The organism is Pseudoduganella sp. HUAS MS19, from assembly GCF_053615455.1.
Map to the genome: position 1 here is coordinate 3,106,744 of NZ_CM132133.1, position 18,553 is coordinate 3,125,296.

At 57.6% G+C, this 18,553-nt stretch carries 20 protein-coding genes; 14 read left to right on the plus strand and 6 right to left on the minus strand.

All coding sequences use genetic code 11. The features are described 5' to 3' along the window. Positions 1–124 precede the first annotated feature (124 nt). The 7 genes from ACWBU6_RS14245 to ACWBU6_RS14275 all read left to right on the plus strand — a co-directional run bounded on the left by ACWBU6_RS14245 (position 125) and on the right by ACWBU6_RS14275 (position 5,997). Positions 125–262, plus strand: a complete 138-nt coding sequence (locus tag ACWBU6_RS14245) for a hypothetical protein (protein ID WP_452649429.1) — start codon at positions 125–127, stop codon at positions 260–262. 103 nt (positions 263–365) lie between these two features. Beyond that, positions 366–1,073, plus strand: a complete 708-nt coding sequence (locus ACWBU6_RS14250; RefSeq protein ID WP_452649430.1) for an enhanced serine sensitivity protein SseB C-terminal domain-containing protein — start codon at positions 366–368, stop codon at positions 1,071–1,073. Between the two features lie 54 nt (positions 1,074–1,127). Then, on the plus strand, positions 1,128–1,586 hold the full coding sequence (locus ACWBU6_RS14255) for a hypothetical protein (RefSeq protein WP_452649431.1): 459 nt from the start codon (positions 1,128–1,130) through the stop codon (positions 1,584–1,586). Positions 1,587–1,790: 204 nt separating this feature from the next. Next, complete coding sequence (locus ACWBU6_RS14260) at positions 1,791–2,639, plus strand: hypothetical protein (RefSeq protein ID WP_452649432.1); 849 nt, start codon at positions 1,791–1,793, stop codon at positions 2,637–2,639. 88 nt (positions 2,640–2,727) lie between these two features. Continuing rightward, complete coding sequence (locus tag ACWBU6_RS14265) at positions 2,728–3,054, plus strand: DUF2489 domain-containing protein (protein ID WP_452649433.1); 327 nt, start codon at positions 2,728–2,730, stop codon at positions 3,052–3,054. A gap of 72 nt (positions 3,055–3,126) precedes the next feature. Further along, entirely contained in the window at positions 3,127–3,516 is a 390-nt protein-coding gene (locus tag ACWBU6_RS14270; protein WP_452649434.1) for a hypothetical protein, read from the plus strand. Positions 3,517–4,896: 1,380 nt separating this feature from the next. Beyond that, positions 4,897–5,997 carry a serine hydrolase domain-containing protein gene (locus ACWBU6_RS14275; protein WP_452649435.1) on the plus strand — a complete coding sequence of 367 codons (1,101 nt, stop codon included), beginning with the start codon at positions 4,897–4,899 and terminating at the stop codon, positions 5,995–5,997. Between the two features lie 131 nt (positions 5,998–6,128). On the opposite strand, the gene ACWBU6_RS14280 is transcribed toward ACWBU6_RS14275, so the two are convergent. The 4 genes from ACWBU6_RS14280 to ACWBU6_RS14295 form a co-directional block, all read right to left on the minus strand. Next, the gene (locus ACWBU6_RS14280; RefSeq protein ID WP_452649436.1) at positions 6,129–6,617 is read right to left on the minus strand and encodes a hypothetical protein; all 489 of its coding nucleotides are present in this window, start codon (positions 6,615–6,617) and stop codon (positions 6,129–6,131) included. 173 nt (positions 6,618–6,790) lie between these two features. After that, the gene (locus ACWBU6_RS14285; protein WP_452649437.1) at positions 6,791–7,780 is read right to left on the minus strand and encodes an HD-GYP domain-containing protein; all 990 of its coding nucleotides are present in this window, start codon (positions 7,778–7,780) and stop codon (positions 6,791–6,793) included. A gap of 17 nt (positions 7,781–7,797) precedes the next feature. Continuing rightward, on the minus strand, positions 7,798–8,952 hold the full coding sequence (locus tag ACWBU6_RS14290; protein WP_452649438.1) for a pyridoxal phosphate-dependent aminotransferase: 1,155 nt from the start codon (positions 8,950–8,952) through the stop codon (positions 7,798–7,800). An 80-nt stretch (positions 8,953–9,032) separates the two neighbouring features. Then, positions 9,033–9,482: a putative toxin-antitoxin system toxin component, PIN family gene (locus tag ACWBU6_RS14295; RefSeq protein ID WP_452649439.1), complete on the minus strand. Its 450-nt coding sequence runs from the start codon at positions 9,480–9,482 to the stop codon at positions 9,033–9,035. Between the two features lie 33 nt (positions 9,483–9,515). Between ACWBU6_RS14295 and yaaA the strand changes: the two genes are divergently transcribed. Further along, on the plus strand, positions 9,516–10,274 hold the full coding sequence (yaaA, locus tag ACWBU6_RS14300; RefSeq protein ID WP_452649440.1) for a peroxide stress protein YaaA: 759 nt from the start codon (positions 9,516–9,518) through the stop codon (positions 10,272–10,274). A gap of 39 nt (positions 10,275–10,313) precedes the next feature. On the opposite strand, the gene ACWBU6_RS14305 is transcribed toward yaaA, so the two are convergent. Next, positions 10,314–11,111: an outer membrane protein assembly factor BamD gene (locus tag ACWBU6_RS14305; RefSeq protein WP_452649441.1), complete on the minus strand. Its 798-nt coding sequence runs from the start codon at positions 11,109–11,111 to the stop codon at positions 10,314–10,316. 83 nt (positions 11,112–11,194) lie between these two features. Here ACWBU6_RS14305 and ACWBU6_RS14310 point away from each other — a divergent pair, with 83 nt between their 5' ends. Together ACWBU6_RS14310 and pgeF are read left to right on the plus strand one after the other, a co-directional pair. Further along, complete coding sequence (locus ACWBU6_RS14310; RefSeq protein WP_452649442.1) at positions 11,195–12,277, plus strand: RluA family pseudouridine synthase; 1,083 nt, start codon at positions 11,195–11,197, stop codon at positions 12,275–12,277. Further along, positions 12,278–13,111 (plus strand): peptidoglycan editing factor PgeF, encoded by an 834-nt coding sequence (gene pgeF, locus ACWBU6_RS14315; RefSeq protein WP_452649443.1) that lies wholly within the window; start codon positions 12,278–12,280, stop codon positions 13,109–13,111. It begins immediately after the preceding gene. Here the strand turns inward: pgeF and ACWBU6_RS14320 are convergent. Next, a complete protein-coding gene (locus ACWBU6_RS14320) occupies positions 13,101–13,301 on the minus strand; it encodes a hypothetical protein (protein ID WP_090442024.1) in 201 nt (66 codons plus the stop codon). The genes pgeF and ACWBU6_RS14320 overlap by 11 nt on opposite strands. A gap of 35 nt (positions 13,302–13,336) precedes the next feature. On the opposite strand from ACWBU6_RS14320, the gene phaC reads away from it, so the two are divergent. The 4 genes from phaC (at position 13,337) to ACWBU6_RS14340 (ending at position 18,508) form a co-directional block, all read left to right on the plus strand. After that, positions 13,337–15,058 carry a class I poly(R)-hydroxyalkanoic acid synthase gene (gene phaC / locus ACWBU6_RS14325; RefSeq protein ID WP_452649444.1) on the plus strand — a complete coding sequence of 574 codons (1,722 nt, stop codon included), beginning with the start codon at positions 13,337–13,339 and terminating at the stop codon, positions 15,056–15,058. 97 nt (positions 15,059–15,155) lie between these two features. Then, positions 15,156–15,710: a polyhydroxyalkanoate synthesis repressor PhaR gene (phaR, locus tag ACWBU6_RS14330; RefSeq protein ID WP_057265143.1), complete on the plus strand. Its 555-nt coding sequence runs from the start codon at positions 15,156–15,158 to the stop codon at positions 15,708–15,710. Positions 15,711–15,806: 96 nt separating this feature from the next. Beyond that, positions 15,807–17,198 carry a 30S ribosomal protein S12 methylthiotransferase RimO gene (gene rimO, locus ACWBU6_RS14335; RefSeq protein WP_452649445.1) on the plus strand — a complete coding sequence of 464 codons (1,392 nt, stop codon included), beginning with the start codon at positions 15,807–15,809 and terminating at the stop codon, positions 17,196–17,198. A gap of 146 nt (positions 17,199–17,344) precedes the next feature. Beyond that, a complete protein-coding gene (locus tag ACWBU6_RS14340; RefSeq protein ID WP_452649446.1) occupies positions 17,345–18,508 on the plus strand; it encodes a cystathionine beta-lyase in 1,164 nt (387 codons plus the stop codon). Positions 18,509–18,553 lie beyond the last annotated feature (45 nt).

The window sequence follows — 18,553 nt, forward strand, 5'->3', positions numbered from 1 at the left end:
TGCTAAGCGAAGAGTTGGTGCAGTTCGTATTTGAGGCCCAAGTGCTCAAACGCTGAACAAAGTACATCGTTTTCGGCCAGTTGCAGACGTCTGAAAATGTTCACTTGGATATCGAGGAAAGCGCATGGAAAACGCAATTGCCGGACTGTTGTTTGCAATCGCATGCGGGGTGTTTGGCATTTGCCGAGTATTAGACAAGATTTACTTAGAAATCGCGACGATTCGGAAGATGCAAGAACATGACTTCGAGAAGAGATTTTGATTAGCACCCGCTTGACAGAGGACTGTCCGGCTGTGCTCGGCCAGAAGCTGCCGCACCAATGAATCAGCATGGGTGAAAATCCCATCGTGTTAAAGGCTATCGAATGTTTGGAAAATTTTTTGGCTCGGGAAAGAGCGCTAAGGCATTTCAAGTACCCAGCCCCGCCATGGAATTTCTGGGCGAGCCAGCGGGTAACGGGTTGGTCGAGTTGCGAATCGAGATGATGAGCCGCTTACTGCAATACCCCGAGGTAAAGAATGCCTATCTAGTTAGGCTCAGGCATCACGGCGAAGATTCTATTCGTATTTGTCTTGCCGTCGACGCAGGAGCGGCAACTGAGAAGCAGATGCAGGAAATCGCCAATGCATGCGCTGGGGTTATCCCAATGGACATCATATTCCTTGGCCAGTTGGAGGGAAAAGTAAGCTCCCAGGTGACAGAGAATTCTAGTCCCTTGTTCATCCCTGGTTTAAGCCTATTTGAATGTCCTATTATAGTTACCAGGGGCTCAAATGCCGAGATGCCCGGAAGCTGGCAAGGCGCAGTCATTTGCATGTACGTCGCCGCACCTGACTTAGAACAAGCGATTTTGACGGCTGTACGGAAAATCAGGGCGGACGGGTACGAGTATCATTCCGTATACGATGGGAAGGTCAATCTGATCGATACGCAGAGTTGGTGGGACGGCTTTGTTTTGAAAGTGTGGCCAAGTCAGGCATCACACTTCCCGTCGCAAGAACGGATATTGGCGTTGGTGGCCACTGGTGGCTATTTCCAGGGCCCTATTCTGGAACACAAAACGACGGATTAGCAAGGGCGCAATCCGGCGGTACCCGGCCAGAACCAGACTTTCGACGCAGGCACTTTGTTCACCGAGCTGCTTCAAAATTTCGTTGAGGACTTCTGTATGGCAGAGTTGGAACTCCGATGGTTCGACAACCCGGAGGATGAAGGGCAACTAAAACAACTATTCGATTCACTTGCGGCACTTGACGCCGATATGCTTAGCCCGAATGACGTGGTCCAGCTCCTCGGCGTCTTCGAGCGTTTTCCCAACGACGATGGATTCGAGGGGTTCTGGCAAATTCTCCATTTAATAGAGCGGGCCGGTGGCTACGAATCTGCACTTGTCGACTCCGTGCGGCGCAGCCCTGGCGAATTCAATCTGACCATGATAAACCGCCTGCTCAATGGGGGCATTGAAAATGTCGGCGCTCAGTCGCTTTTATCGCTACTGGAAGAAGTGGCGCGAACGGAGCAGGCCGACCCGGAGTCAGCACAGTGGGCGATGCATTTCTTGGAATATCAGCGAGCCAAGGCCTGATCTATTAGGTCTAAGAGCCGTCAATACGATGGGTTCAAGAGTGACTCGACAGGAACCTTAGCTTTAAATGCCAGCTGTAACGGCAGTTTTGGGGGGATGCGCCAGCTTGGTGACCGAGTACAATCGGCCAGAACCGGGCGCTTAGGAGTGGTTCATTCGACCATAACGTGCTGAAGTTTGGTGAAAGAGGAATTTGGGGGAGCGATGCGGGACGATGAAAAAATCACGGTAAACATTGTGTCCGAAGGTGAGCGGGAATTAATCCTGCTAACGCCAGCGGGAGAACGTGAAACGTATCATCTAAACCCCATTCGCACAATGCGGCTGATTGCTTCTGAGCTGCAAATAATGTGCGGGGCAGAGTCGCACACTTTCGACGCTCCGGAACGGCTCCCAAGCCCACAGTTCAGAGTTCAGGGGGAAGCTTGGCTTGAGAAGGGGCACATATCGGTTATCGGTGAGCCTTCGAATAAATCACGAGCCGTCGATATTACGTTCAGGGCCTACGATGAAGCGGACATCTCTAACCGTGAAAAGAAGTTAGGGAGGTTGCCGCCCTTAGTACACGTAGGGTTCATCAGGCGGGATTGGGAAATTGGGTTTGACGATTCTTGGTTTGTCGCGGCCTACGTGTCACAGCAAATGCTTGACTCCATCATTTCTGCCATCTCGGCAGGTACTCTGCGAGAAATGAGCTTAGGCTTAGACCTGGAAGGCATCTATACGGACAATGACTGGGCACCTCCGTCGATGAGCGCCGATTGGTTCCTTCGTCCGTCGCGCACTGATAACTCGCTGAAAAATCCAGAAATGGCTCGCGGATATGTGTCTGTTATCAATCTCTGCTTATCGAAGATCGATTTGCGTTCTAAGCCAGAGACGGAGGCTGAGAATGAGGACGGGAATGACGTAGCAAGTAGTGCGGTGCCGGAACCAGACTTGAAACATCTGGCACTTTTGGCCCTTAACAGCAATATTGAAAAGTTTCAAGGAACAGTCAAAGCAATAGGATGGGCCATTGCTCTATTGCTGCTGGTTGAAGTCCTGAAGTAGCATTGAAGCTCAATAGCGTGCTCTGCGGCGATCAGCGAAGAGCCGACGCCCAACGCCACCTTGAACTAAGTGCACTATGAGCGAGGAAATGAGTCGTGAACAGTATGTAGAATCTGTTCGGTTAGAGGTGGTGGAAACCGCGCGAGCGATGCTTGACGGGCGGTTGAGCTACCTCTTGGGCGCTCGGAAATTGGACGCGCTACGACACGAAGCAAACGTAAATGACGATGATGCTGACTTCATGGTGTTCGTTGCGATCGCCTCAGACACTGACGACTACCCGCTCGGATCAGTTCGCGAATTATGGGATAAGCAGGCGCTTGAAAAGCTGCAACCCGAAATTGACTCGGCAGAGCGCTGGGCAAAGGAGCAATCAATGTCTACTTGTACGAAACTCGTTCAGCGTTTTTCGTAGGCGCTTGGATGCCGTGCACACATTCGGCCAAAAGCCGACCTCCGCAATTCGCTTTACATGACACGCTAATCCATGCAACTCCCAACGACGTCAGACGAACGCTTTGCATTCATTTCAGCCCTTCAATATCGCTTAAAGCCTGAGAATTTTTGGGTTACGGATTTCCTGGCTCAGCGCCTTATGGATGTTGAATGGACATTTTGCGGCGGTGAGAAAGAGAATGCAGCCACTGTTAAGCGATGTGCGGAATATAGTCGGGATATTTTGCAGACCATGCATCCCGACCAAGTCGATTTTGGCGAGAGCCTTCAATTAGTCGCAGTTTCTGCGTCAGCAAAGGAGAAGGTCCGTGATCTATTTGCCTTGGATGCGTCAATGGATGCAGCTCAGGTGACGACTCAACAAGCATGTGGTGCTGTTTCGGCCTTCTTGCAACTTGTATACACTCGTGATTTCAACTAAACCGACGCTGTCGGCCAGTGAAAGTAGACCATGCTCCACCGCAGCGCGCACTATTGGCTATGTTGCATCGAGTTGGAAGTCGACACCGTTCAGCAGATGCTAAATGTTTCTTCGGTAAGCGTAAAAAGAGCTCAAGGACCAAAGACTAAGTTTGGACCCTTTGATTATCTTTTCATTGAGGCTTCAGATGTGGATAAGCCAGCTGACCTCTTGCTGGAAGAGCTTCTCGAGAAACTTGAGGCGAGGCGTGACATTGTTGAAGGCTGGGACGTCAGCAGGTTAGTGGTGTTACCTTGTTAGTACGGAGCAGCAAAGGTCAATATTCGGAAGCGATCAGTTCAGATACGTTGGAACGCTTGGCCCGGCTCAAGCTTCAGCTATCGCTGAAGTATGAGCACTTAGTGGATGCTAAGTCATAGTTTCTCGTGCGCCGACTCCTCCCGGCAAAAATCAGACATTACAGGGCGCGGTTCGTATGCAAACATTGACGGGAAAGATGCCTAACGTTATAGCAAGCTGTGCTGTTTTGGGCGGGCTTCCGTTATTAGCATTCATAGCTCTATTTCTTCAGTTGACGGCGGCACGAAACGCAGGGCACCCACTAACCGGGGATGCGATTGGCCTAGCCGTGATGTCAGCATTTTCGTACGGACTTGCTTTACTGAGCTTTGGGATTGGCGCTGTGTATTTTGGATATAAGCGGGTACGGTATCATCTGTTCCCCAAACGCTGGCATTTAATAGCTTTAGCTTGGGGTGCTGTTGAAATTGCCGCACCAGTTCTGTACTTTGTATTTTTTTGAATGTGATGGTTAACGGCCAAAGAGCCGACACAAGCCATTAATTGTGCGCTAGTGAGCAGCCGCCTTGTATTGACGCGGCCAGGGGCCGCTTTGGGGCGGAAGCTGTCGGCCATCTGACGCAACCTGTCAGGTTCCGTCTGAGTTAGTACACTTTACTTCTTAGCCGTTTTTCGCTAAGGCTTTCATTATTTAGTTCCAACCGGGACGTCAATTTTCGCCAGTGGCTGCGCCGTGCCAATTCCGCCCCTTTCGGCAACTGATAAGCGTGCCAATAAGTTGGGCTGCTGGCTTCCATAAAGTGGGGCGAGGCTGCCATCAATGGCGGACCAGTCAACATCATCCACCGGATTTCTCGAGGTTTGGTTCATTGTGATTTACCGGGTACTGGTGACTCAGGCCCAAATTTCGCAGCATAGCATCCTGCCAGGAAAATACCGACTACATTGGTCGCTGATTGATTTTGGCGTTCAGGTGCGCTTTTCGGTCGTTCAGGCGCGAATTTGAGCATCTGGTCGGATTTGCAGGGACCCGCCTTCTGGCCTGCTTTACTATTTGCTGCACTTACAACGGGAGACACCATGAAGCGCAAAGTTTTTGCAGCATCCTTATTTTTGTTCGGCAGCGCCTTGGCGCAGGCCCAGGTTACGAGCGACGAGTTGCACAAGATGTTGGCAGGCGCCCTCAAGGACCGCAGCGTTCCAGCCATGGGCGTGCTGGTCATTCGCGATGGACAGCCGCAGGCCCAGGCCGTCGGGGGCATCCGCGCTAAAGGCAGCGCGGCGCCAGCCAGCCTTCAGGACAGTTGGCATATCGGCTCCGACGCCAAAGCGATGACGGCCACATTGGTGGCGCGGCTGGTGGAACAGGGAAAACTGTCGTGGGATGCGCCGTTGAAGGAGTTGCTGCCGTTGCCCGGCATGCGCGCCGAATACGCCGACGTCACGCTGGCCGACTTGCTGTCGCACCGCGCAGGCCTGCCGCCCAATAGCGACGAGAAACTGATCGAAGCGACGCGTAAGGACTTGCGCCCGTTGCCCGTGCTGCGCATGGAATACGCGCAGCGCGCTCTGTCTGAAGCACCGGTTGGCGCTATTCGTACCGAAGCGCGCTATTCGAATAGCGGCTTCATGATCGCCGCTGTGATCGCGGAGCGCGCCACCGGCAAGACGTTCGAAGAGCTGATGCAGGAGCAGGTATTCGAACCGCTCGGCATGCGGGTCGATACCGCGCAGGCGAAACGCGGCCAACTGCTAGGGCATAAGAAAGGCAAGCCGCTGTCTGGCCCAGGTTCGGACATCCCACCGTTCTTCGCGCCTGCCGGTGCTACGGTCCGGATGTCGATGACCGACTGGTCGAAGTTCCTGGTCGACCAGATGGCCGGCGAACGGGGGCAAGGCAAGCTGCTGACGCCGGCCAGTTACGCCTACCTGCATGCGCCACAAGGCGACTCCGGCTCGGCGCTGGGCTGGGGCGTCAAGACCAACTGGCCGGCTCAGGCGCCGATGCGTATGCTGATGCACGCGGGTTCCAACGGTTACTGGAATGCGCTGGTCGCGCTGGCGCCGGACCGTCAGGACGGTGTGCTGGTGGTGGCCAACGCCGGCGAAGGTACGGGGGCCGAGCAGCAGCAAATGAAGCTGGTGATGACGCTGATGTCCGCCATCGCCAAGCAGGAATAGGGCTGGCAAACGTAAGCGCCATCACTTCAAGGCCGGAAACGCGCCGGCATTGCAAGCAGTAAGGGAGCCGGTTGCCGCGCTCCCGTTCACGGAAAGCGCGGAACACTGATTATGGCGGAAGTCAGGTAGCGCTAGACGCTGGGGAAAGCAGTCTGAATATGCAGCGGCGCCCACGCCGGCGCCGGCGCCACCTTGTTGATCAGTACAAAGACAGAAGTGACGTCCACCATGTGAAGGTATTGCTGTGGGCCTTGCGCTGGCACATTCTGGTTTCCGATCCTGACCATAGGGCTACGCACGACATTGGCCTTGACTTTTCCAAGCTGGGCGGTCAGTTGGACGGTGATCTTGCAGCTGTTCACGCCATGATTGTTCAGCTTGGCCAATTCAGTCTGGCCGACAGGGTCGTGCAAGGCTTCCTGGATGGCCAGGATCTGGTCTTTGCGGCCAGCGAAGGTGGAGTCCTGCTTGATGCTGCGGCGGTCGAACGGGTCTTCGCGCTGTTCGGTGTGCCGGCTGATTGCATGGCCATGGTGGACGCCGCCAGGACGCTGGCGACGCTCACTCAGGCACAAGATCTGGTGGATTTCTTCTCGCGTGTAGTTCCGATCGTAGCCCATCGATGAATCTCCATACGGTTTGTGAAATGGGTAATCGTGTCCAAGCTGATGACGGTGTGATGCGCCTCATATACTACGCTTTGGAGGAGATGGGGGCGCCACTTTTTCTCGGTATCGAGAAGGTATCCTTCCCCGGTTGCTCCTTTGGAGCAAGGGGCCCAGCGGGCTGCGGTTCAGAGCGCGGCTTGCGCGCCCCAGATCTGCTTCATGCTGAAACGCAGTTCCGCCTGGTCTTCCGTGAGCGCCTCGAGGATAGCGCATTCCGGTTGGTCGGTGCGGCGGTGCGTTGAGGTGGGCAAAGTCATGCCTGCCGCATCGCGCATACAGTGCACTTCCAGAACGCCATCGCCGTTGTCGCGACATGTCACGACACCCAGCTCGCCGTTCGCCAGCCGCACCAGCACGCCGGGTGGGTATTTGCCAACCTGGCGGTGGAATTGTTCCTGCAAGGCGGGATCGGCCGGATGCAGCGGATCGTGCAAAAGTTTTTCGAGCGCCTCGTCGGGCAGCATCGAGCAGCGGTAGTTGCGTGCGGAGACCCGCGCGCAGTAGCGGTCGGCCAGGCTTAGCAAGCGCGCGTTGTTGGTGATCTGTTCGCGCGTCATACCAGCAGGGTAGCCGGTGCCGTCGTCGTTCTCATGGTGCATCAGGACGCAGGAAATCCACTCGTCGTCCTCTATGCCCGCATATTTCAGCATTTCAGCGCTGTCTTCCGGATGGCGGCGGACGATCGCCATTTCTTCGTTATTCAGCGTGCCGGGTTTGCACTGGAAGTTGTCGTGATGGCGAAGCATGCCGACATTCATGGTCAGCGCAGCCGCCGTCAGGGAAATCACCTCATCGGAAGCCTTGCCAAGGCCGCGCGCTACCAGTACGACCACGATGGCGGTCTCAATGCAATGGCGCACCGCATAGGTGCCGGCAATCTGGTTCAGGAACAGGCAGGCGAGTGCGATATCCGGGTTCATTTCGACCGCACGCGCTACTTCGCGCGCGATGTTGCGCAGGTCGGCATCCGCATTGCGCTCGTTGCGCAAATCCCCCAATAGCTTCTCCAGGCGCTTGTTGGCGAGGTTCAGTTCATGCAGCACGGACGGCGGCGGTTCCAGCCGCGATCCACCTTCCATGCCAAGGTCCTGCAAGCTATTGAGGTACTGGTTCATGATGTTGTCCTTTCGTGTTACACGCGCGCCAGTCGCTCCAGTGCGAGCCCCAGCGTCTCGTCTTTCTTGGCAAAACAAAAGCGCACGATGCCGGAATCCTTGCCGCCGCGGTAGAAGGCCGAGACGGGAATGGCGGCCACTTTGACTTCGATCGTCAACCATTCCGCAAACTCTGCCTCGGAGTGCGAGGAAATGCGGTCGTAGCGCACGCATTGGAAATAGGTGCCGTCTGCCGGCAGCAGCTCGAAGCGGCTACCTTCCAGCCCCTTGCGGAACAGGTCGCGCTTGCGCTGGTAGAAGGCGGGCAAGCCGATGTACGGCGCTGGATCGGCCATATAGCTGGCAATGCCGTGCTGCATGGGAGTGTTCACCGAGAACACGTTGTATTGGTGGACCTTGCGGAACTCGAGCGTCATCGTCGCGGGTGCGGCGACATAGCCGACCTTCCATCCCGTCACGTGGTAAGTTTTGCCGAAGCTGGAAACGACGAACGAGCGCTCGGCCAAGTCGGGATAGCGGCACATGGATTCGTGGCGCTGGCCGTCGTAGACCATGTGCTCGTAGACCTCGTCGGACAGGATCAGGATGTCGGTGCCGCGCACGATCTCGCGCAGCGCCTCCAGATCGGCGGTGCGCAGCACGCTGCCGGTCGGATTGTGCGGCGTGTTGATGACGATCATGCGGGTGCGTTCCGTCACTGCCGCCTCCACGCGCGCCCATGGCACGCTGAAGCCGCCATGCGGCGCCACTTCCATCTGCACCAGCACAGGCACGCCGCCAGCCAGTTCAATAGCCGGCAGGTAGCTGTCGTATGCCGGTTCGATCACGATCACTTCGTCGCCCGGATGGACGCTGCACAGGATGGCCGTGGTCAGCGCCTCGGTCGCGCCGGGCGTGACGGTGATCTCGGTGTTGACATCGTAGTGGTGGCCGTAGACATGGCTGATCTTGTCGACGATGGCCTGGCGCAGCTCGAGCGCGCCGACGCCGGTCGGGTATTGGTTATAGCCTTCGCGCATGGCGACGGTGACCATGTCGACCAGCTTCGGATCGCAGGCGAAATCGGGAAAGCCCTGGCCCAGGTTGACGGCGCCGTGCTGTCCGGCCAGGGCCGACATGCGCGAAAAAATGGTGGTGCCGATATGGGGCAGACGTGAAGTCAGTTGTTTCATCGTGCTTAGGAAAAGGACATTTTTTCCATTCTAGCGCAGGCGATTAAAACAAGTGTTGCCCCGAGGGTAAAACTGGAATGTCAAGCTTCCAGGCTCCATTTTTCCGGCTGCATCACTTTGAACATGCCGGCTTTCGCCAGCCGCTTGGCCAGCTTGAGCAGCGCTTTGTCCTTGGTGATCAGGAGATCGGCCTGGGCGTCGCGCGCCAGTTCCAGGAACTTCTGGTCGTCGCGGTCGGTGCACACCGGCAGGCGCGCGCCGGATTCGGGCGGTTGCACCACTTTGATGTACCGGTCGAAACGGGCCGCACTGGCAGGGCGCGTGCTTTCGTCGAGCGGGAGATGAGGGTAGTTCAGTACGAACAGGTATTCGGCGCGGCAATCGGCGCGGGTGATCGCTTCGACAGCGCCGCTTTCGATCGCCGCCAGCAGGGATGCCCAGCGCGGGTCCTGGAAAACGAACAGGTCGAGGCAGACATTGGTGTCGATGACGATGCGCTTAGGTGAAATATGCGGTGAAACGGGTATCATGTCGAAGTTTTTCGTTTTGAATTTTGAAATCTTATGCTGATTGTGCTGTCGCCTGCAAAAAGTCTTGACCTGGAAACCCCGCCAAGCACCAAACTCGCAACGCAGCCGGCGTTTCTCGATCATTCCGAGCAGTTGATCGAGCGCCTGCGCGTTTTCTCGCCGAACGAACTGGGCGAGTTGATGGACCTGTCCGACGCCTTGTCGACGCTGAATGTGGCGCGCTACGCGTCCTGGACCAAGGATACCAGTGAAGCGCGCCAGGCCGTCATGACCTTCAACGGCGACGTCTACGACGGGCTCGATGCACGTTCCATGTCGGCCAAACAGCTTGATTACACCCAGTCGCGCATCCGCATCCTGTCCGGCCTGTACGGCATGTTGAAGCCTTTGGACCTGATCCACCCGCATCGCCTGGAAATGGGTACCCGCCTGCAAAATCCGCGCGGCAAGAATCTTTATGAGTTCTGGGGCGACATGATTACCGAGGCGCTGAACAAGGAAGGCTCGCCGGTCCTGGTTAACCTGGCTTCGGACGAGTATTTCAAGTCGGTCAAGCCGAAGAAACTGAATATGCCGGTCATCACGCCAGTGTTCGAAGACTGGAAGGGCGGCAAATACAAGATCATCTCCTTCTTCGCCAAACGCGCGCGCGGCATGCTGGCACGTTACGCGGCAGTGAATAACATCACCGATCCGGCAAGACTGAAGAATTTCGATGTGGATGGATACAAGTTCGAAGCGGACGCCTCGAACGATACTACCTGGGTATTCCGCCGCAAGATCGCAGCCTGACGGCGCCGCGCCTGCCCGGCGGGGCAGGCGCTCAAGGCATTACCAGATGTTGTACCAGGCCTTCTTCTTGCTCCCGTCATCTTCCAACATCTTGCTGTCAGGGAAGTTTTTCACGAAGACGCGCTTGGTATCGTCGCGCAGGGTCATATTGCCCATCTTGTCGTAGCCGCGGTACATGATGGCCAGCGCTTCTTCGATCGATGGCGAATCGGCGTAATCGGTCAGGACGCCCTGGGCGCGGTTGATCGCCGCCAGGTAGGCGCCGCGGCGGTAGTAATAACGCGCCACATACACTTCATATTTCGCCATCGCATTAATGAGGTACTTCATGCGATCAATCGCGTCAGGCGTGTATTTGCTTTCTGGAAACTTCTCGACCAGGGCTTTGAAGGCAGCGAACGCTTCACGGGTTGCTTTCGGATCGCGTTCCGCAGGGTCTTGTTCGTACAGGAAGTTCAGCAGGCCGATGGAATCATTGAAGTTCACCAGGCCACGCAGGTAGTACATGTAGTCAACGTTTGGATGGTTCGGGTGCAGCTTGATGAAGCGCTCCACGGCTGCCAGCGCCTGGGCCTGGTCCTGTGCCTTGTAGTGGGAATAAGCGATTTCCATCTGCGCCTGCTGCGCATAGGTGCCGAACGGATAGCTGGATTCGAGGCGCTCGAAGAGCTGGACGGCACGTTCGTAGTTGCCGCTAGCCTGTTCATCCTTGGCCTCCGAGTATAATTTCGTTGCGGACCAGCCTCGAGTCTCGTCCGCGCGTTCTGGTAACAGGCCACAAGCTGACAAACTAAACAGTACGACTGTTGCTGCAACTACTGATAATTTTTTTTGCATGTTGATGTGCAAGGAATCGTTAACCAAAATACTAAACTTGGCTGATTATAGCCGATGGGAATGCTGTGATATTGAAACCTGAGATGAATTCGGCAGAACAAGTGCCTGATAACGATTTTGACGCCGATTTTGAAGGTGATTTAACGGCCGATCCCCTCGCGCCGATCGAACTCGAACTGAGCAAGTCGGACTGCGGCGAACGCCTGGACAAGGTGGTGGCACGCCTGGTGCCGCAGTTTTCGCGCGGCCGCCTGCAGTCCTGGATCGAAGAAGGCCATATTACCGTCGACGGCAAGCCGGCCAAAATCCGCGCCACCGTCTATGGCGATGAAAAAATCCTGGTGATTCCCCAGCCGGCGCCGGAAGACGTGGCGTTCACCCCGGAAGAAGTGCCGCTCGATATTGTTTTCGAAGACGATCACCTGCTAGTGATTAATAAGCCGGCGGGCCTGGTGGTTCATCCGGGCGCCGGCAACTGGTCCGGCACCATGTTGAACGGCCTGCTGCATCGCTGGCCGCAACTGGGCGGCGTACCGCGTGCAGGCATCGTGCACCGCCTGGACAAGGACACCAGCGGCCTGATGGTGGTGGGCAAGGACCTGCCGACCCAGACCGACCTGGTGCGCCAGCTGCAAGCGCGTACCGTGAAACGCGTTTACTGGTGCATCGTGTGGGGTACACCGCGCATGAGCGGCACCATCGACGCGTCGATGGGCCGCGACCAGAAGGACCGCGTCAAAATGGCGGTGTCGACCAGCATGGGCTCGAAACCAGCCATTACCCACTACCAGCGCCTGGCCGAAGGCACGCTGGACGGGCGCCCGGTGTCGCTGGTGCAGTGCCGCCTGGAGACGGGCCGCACCCACCAGATCCGCGTCCATATGGCGCACCTGGGCTTCTCGCTGATCGGCGACCAGGTCTATGGCAAGCAGCACATGGCCAGCGTATTCCCGCGCCAGGCGCTACAGGCACGCCGTCTCGGCCTGGTGCATCCCGCGACCGGCGATCAGATGGAGTGGCTGGTTCCGCTGGCCGATGACTTCAAGGAACTGATGGAGCGCGCAGGCATCGAGGAACCGGATGAGTCCGTCCTGTCGGCCGCCGCGGCCACCCATGGCGAGTACGAAGACTACGATATCTACGACGACGAATTCGACGACGAATAAATGCAGCAATCTTTCCAAGGGGCGCAATGGCTGGTGCCTGACTGGCCCGGCGCGCCGGCCAATATCGGTTTTGTCTGTACCACGAGGCGCGGCGGCGTGAGTCCTGAGCCATATGGACCTGGTCCGCAGGCCATCCCCACGACGGGAGGCGGCCTGAATCTGGGTGTTCACGTTGGTGACGATCCATCGAACGTGGCGTTCAACCGGGCGATCCTGTGCGGCCGCTTGCCGACCGAGCCGGCCTGGCTGGCGCAGGTCCACGGCACCGCCGTAGTGCGCGCCGACCGGCTTGGGCGGGGCGAAGTGCCGGAGGCGGACGCCAGCATCGCGGCCATGCCGGGCGCCGTGTGCGCGATCCAGACTGCGGATTGTTTGCCGGTGCTGCTCACCAACCGTGCCGGCACCGTCGTTGGGGCGGCCCATGCCGGCTGGCGCAGCCTGGCCGGGGGTATCCTCGAGGCGACAGTGGACGCCATGCGCGCCGAATCGGGCAGTGGTGAAGATGACGGCGAGATCATCGCCTGGCTTGGTCCGGCGATCGGCCCGCAGGAATTCGAAGTCGGCGAAGACGTCCTGGCGGCCTTCCTGGCCGGCGCCGATGGCGCGGCGGTGGATGAGGCGGCGGTACGTGCCGCCTTCATTGACCGTCCGGGCATTCCGGGCAAATACCTGGCGGACATTTACGCCTTGGCGCGGCTGGCCCTGCGCCGGGTCGGCGTCATGGAGGTCAGCGGCGGCGATTTATGCACGGTGACCGATGCCAGCCGCTTCTATTCCTACCGCAGGGACAAGGTCACTGGAAGGCAGGCCAGTTTGATCTGGATCAAGGAGTAGGTGGATCATTACGACGGGCGGCTTCGGCTGCCCGTTTGCGTTTGCGGCGTTTGCCGCCAGTTAGATAAAATAGTATTCCTAATGGCAACAAGCCATAGAGCAGGAAGGTCATGATGCCGGCGACCACGGTCGGTTCCGTGAAAGCCATCAGTATTGTGACGTAGAGCCAGGCAATAGCAACAATCAACATAAGTAGTCTTTTTAATTTCTGAATGGACTCAAAAAATGAACATGCCCGACCCGCAAGCCTTCGCAAACGCATGGATGGCGCAAATCAGCGATCCCAACCAATGGCAATCCTGGTTCAAGATGATGCCGGAAATGGATGCTGTCCCAGGCGCCGCACTGCTGCGCGATGCAGGTGCTTCCGTCCGCCCCGAGGCAATGGAACAACTGCGAAACGAGTACATGGGCGAGTTCGGTGCGCTGTGGCAGGAATTCCTGACCACCGGAAAAGCGCCGTCCCTGAAAGACCGCCGCTTTTCCTCCGAAGCCTGGCAGGGCAATCCGGTGTCCGCGTTCAATGCGGCATCATACCTGCTAAACAGCAAATTCCTCATGCAAATGGCGGAAGCCGTTGACGCTAGCCCGCACCAGAAGCAGAAAATCCGCTTCGCCGTGCAGCAGGTGGTCGATGCCATGTCGCCGGCCAACTTCCTGGCTACGAACCCGGAAGCGCACCAGAAACTGATCGAAACCAAGGGCGAAAGCTTGACCAAAGGGCTGGCCAACCTGCTGGGCGATATCCAGAAGGGCCATATTTCCCTGTCCGATGAAAAGGCCTTCGAAGTAGGCCGCAACCTGGCCACCACCGAAGGCCAGGTGGTGTATGAGAATGAACTGTTCCAGCTGATCCAGTACACCCCGCTGACCAAGACCGTGCACGAACGCCCGCTGCTGATGGTGCCGCCTTGCATCAACAAATACTACATCCTGGACCTGCAACCGGAGAATTCCCTGGTGCGCTATGCGGTGGAGCAGGGCAATACCGTGTTCCTGGTCTCCTGGCGCAATCCGGACCAGTCGCTGGCCAACACCACGTGGGACGATTACATCGAAAAGGGCACGATCAACGCGATCAATATCGCCCGCGAAATCACCAGGCAGGACAAGCTCAATGTGCTGGGCTTCTGCGTCGGCGGCACCTTGCTGTCGACGGCGCTGGCCGTGCTGGCGGCGCGCGGCGAACAGCCGGCTGCCGGCATTACGCTGCTGACCACTTTCCTGGACTTCAGCGACACCGGTGTGCTGAATGTGTTCGTCGACGAGCCGCAGGTGCAACTGCGCGAGCAGACCCTCAAATCCGGTGGCCTGATGCCGGGCCGCGACCTGGCCAGCACTTTCTCCAGCCTGCGCCCTAACGACCTGGTATGGAACTACGTGCAGTCCAACTACCTGAAGGGCAACGAGCCGCCGCCGTTCGACCTGCTGTACTGGAATTCCGACTCGACCAACCTGCCTGGCCCGATGTTCTGCTGGTACCTGCGCAATACCTACCTGGAAAACAGCCTGAAAGTCCCGGGCAAGCTGACCGTGGCTGGCGAAAAGGTCGATCTGTCGAAGATCCAGGCGCCGGCCTTCATCTACGCTTCGCGCGAAGACCATATCGTGCCGTGGAACTCGGCATACCAGTCGACCAGGATCCTGAACAACAAGAATCCGGAGCTCAACAAATTCATCCTGGGCGCATCGGGCCACATTGCCGGCGTGATCAACCCGGCTGCCAAGAAGAAGCGCAACTACTGGACTAACGATGCCCGTCCGGCCTCGCATGAAGAATGGTTCAATGGCGCGACCGAGCATCCGGGAAGCTGGTGGGGCGAATGGTCGGAATTCCTGGCGGCCCATGGCGGCAAGGATGTGAAGGCGCGTAGCAAGCTCGGCAACGCGAAGTACGAACCGGTCGAACCGGCACCAGGGCGTTATGTGAAGGCTAAGGCGGATTGATTTTTGGTAACGTTAAGTTGCAATGCAATATTGTCGTGCCAAAAGCTTTTTTTTCGCCCTATAATGGGGTTGCAAATATTATCAACGGGACACAGCGATGAGTAGTGCAAAAAAAAGTACTGAACGTTTGATTAAGAAATACCCCAATCGCCGTCTTTACGATACCCAGACCAGTTCCTACATTACCCTGACGGACGTGAAACAACTCGTGCTCGACGCCGAGGAATTCACTGTTGTCGACGCCAAGACCAATGAAGACCTGACCCGCAGCATCCTGCTCCAGATCATCCTGGAGGAAGAGGCAAGCGGCGTTCCGATGTTCTCTACCGATGTACTGGCGCAAATCATCCGCTTCTACGGCCATGCCATGCAAGGCATGATGGGTTCTTACCTGGAAAAGAATATCCAGGCATTTACCGATATCCAGCGCAAATTCACGCAGGGCGCCGCTACTTTCGATGGCAAAACCTTCAGCCCAGAAATGTGGACCCAGTTTATGAATGTGCAAGCGCCGATCATGCAGGGGATGATGAATAATTACATCGACCAGTCGAAGAGCCTGTTTGTGCAAATGCAAGAGCAAATGCAGAACCAGAGCAAGAATATCTTCGGCAGCTTCCCGTTTGCTGCACCGCCAACGGATAAGAAATAAGCAAAAAGGGGGCCGTAAAAAATGGGGTACGTCCCCATTTTTTTACGTCCCCTTTTGCTATAATGGTGGATTGCCCTGAATCATCAGCTTTCTGCCATGCAATCCAAGCAAATCACCCGCATCACTTCAGCCGACGGCGCACCAGCTCCAAAAGTAGGTTTTGTTTCCCTCGGCTGCCCTAAGGCGCTGGTCGACTCCGAACAGATCCTGACCCAGCTTCGCGCTGAAGGCTACGAGACCGCCAAGTCCTACGACGGCGCCGACCTCGTGATCGTGAATACCTGCGGTTTCATCGACGCCGCCGTGCAGGAATCCCTGGACGCCATCGGCGAAGCGCTGGCTGAAAACGGCAAGGTTATCGTGACCGGCTGCCTTGGCGCCAAGAAGGACAAGGATGGCGACGACATCATCCAGAAGGTGCACCCGAAGGTGCTGGCCGTGACCGGCCCGCACGCGGTGGGCGAGGTGATGGCCCAGGTGCACACCCATCTGCCTAAGCCGCACGAGCCGTTCATCGACCTGCTGCCGCCGCAGGGTATCAAACTGACCCCTAAGCACTACGCTTACCTGAAGATTTCCGAAGGCTGCAACCATCGCTGCTCGTTCTGCATCATCCCTTCGATGCGCGGCGACCTGGTATCGCGTCCGATCGCTGAATTGATGCTGGAAGCCGAGAACCTGTTCAAGGCCGGCGTGAAGGAGCTGCTGGTGATTTCGCAGGACACTTCCGCTTACGGCGTGGACGTGAAGTTCCGTTCCGGCTTCTGGAACGGCCGTCCGGTGAAGACCCACATGACCCAGCTGACCCAGGCCCTGGGTGAACTGGCCAGGCAGTATGGCGCGTGGGTGCGTTTGCACTACGTTTACCCTTACCCGCACGTGGATGAAATCATCCCGATGATGGGCGACGGGCATATCCTGCCTTACCTGGACATTCCGATGCAGCACGCCCACCCTGAAGTGCTGAAGCGCATGAAGCGCCCGGCTTCCGGCGAAAAGAACCTCGAGCGCATCCTGAAATGGCGCGAGATGAATCCGAACCTGACGATCCGTTCGACCTTTATCGCTGGCTTCCCAGGCGAGACCGAGGCCGAATTCGAGTATCTGCTGGACTTCCTGAAGGAAGCGCAGATCGATCGCCTGGGTTGCTTCGCCTACTCGCCGGTGGAAGGTGCAAGCGCCAACGAACTGGCGAACCCGGTCCCGGAAGAAGTGCGTGAAGAGCGTCGCGGCCGCGTGATGCTGCTGCAGGAGGAAATTTCGCGCAATCGCCTGAAGGCGAAGATTGGCACCACTGTCAAGGTGCTGATCGATGAGCTGACTCCTAGCGGCGCAATTGGCCGCTCGGCTGCGGATGCGCCCGAAATTGATGGCGTGGTGCACGTCAAGCGTCCGTTCGATCCAAAGAAGAAGCTGGCGGTGGGGCAGTTCTTCGATGTTGAGATCACGACTGCCGATGCGCACGACTTGTGGGGTGAGGCTCAGTAAAAACCGGTATACCAGGGTCAGACCCAAGGGTCTGACCCTGTCTGCTCGGAGGCCGCGGGATCTGGTTGAATCCGCGGCCTTTGCACATCCGGGGTCTGACCCTGCGGGTCAGACCCCGCTTCACCGGTTTTGGTTAGAATAGGTGCATGACCAAAAAGCACCTGCAAACCCAAATCATCCATACGGACTACGTGCCGCCCGAGGGCTTCTCCGCCTTCCCCAGCGCGATCCACCATGCGTCGACCGTCCTGTTCAAGAATGTCGCCGCCATGCGCTCGGGCGACTGGAAAGAAAAGAACGCCTACACCTACGGCCTGCACGGAACGCCCACCACCTTCACCCTGGAAGCCCGCTTGGCCGAAATCGAAGGCGGCACGCACTGCCTGCTGGCCCCCAGCGGCCTCGCCGCCATCGCCATGTGCGACTTCGCTCTGCTGAAATCGGGCGACGATGTCCTGTTGCCCGACAACGTCTACAGCCCAAACCGCGACCTCGGCAGATGGCTGAGCGCTGATTTCGGCATCACCGCGCGCCTGTACGACCCGATGATCGGCGCCGGCATCGCAGAACTGATCCAGCCAAACACTCGCCTGATCTGGACCGAGGCTCCCGGATCGGTGTCGATGGAGGTACCCGACCTGCGCGCAATCTGCGACGCGGCGAAGCAAAAGGGCGTGCTGGTCGCACTCGACAACACTTGGTCGGCCGGCCTGGCCCTGCGCGGCTTCGATCTGGGCGTCGATATCGTGATGCAGGCCCTGACCAAATACCAGTCGGGCGGTTCCGATGTGCTGATGGGGGCACTGGTCACGCGCGATCCGTTGCTGCACGAACGCCTCAGCATGGCCCACATGCGCCTGGGCATGGGCGTGAGCGCCGACGACACTTACCTCGTGCTGCGCAACCTGCCCACGCTGAAGATCCGTTTCGAAACGCATGACGCTTCGGCGCGCAAGGTGGCAAGCTGGCTCAAAGCCCGTCCCGAGATCCGTAAGGTCCTGCACCCCGCCTTGGAAGACTGCCCCGGGCACGAAAACTGGAAGCGCGACTTCGCCGGCGCCGGCGGCCTGTTCTCCGTGCTGTTCGACGAGAAATTCACTGAAGAGCAAACCGACCGCTTTGTGGATTCGCTCAAGCTGTTCGGCATCGGCTATAGCTGGGGCGGCGCGCACAGCCTGTGCATCCCATACCGCATCCAGGCCATGCGCAAGAACTGGAAGGAGAAGGGCATCCTGGTCCGCTTCAACATCGGCCTTGAGGACCCCGAAGACCTGATCACCGATATCGAGCGCGCCCTGGCAACCATGTAGCTAGTTAGCTATCCCTGCGATTGATCAATACAATGGCGTGCGCGT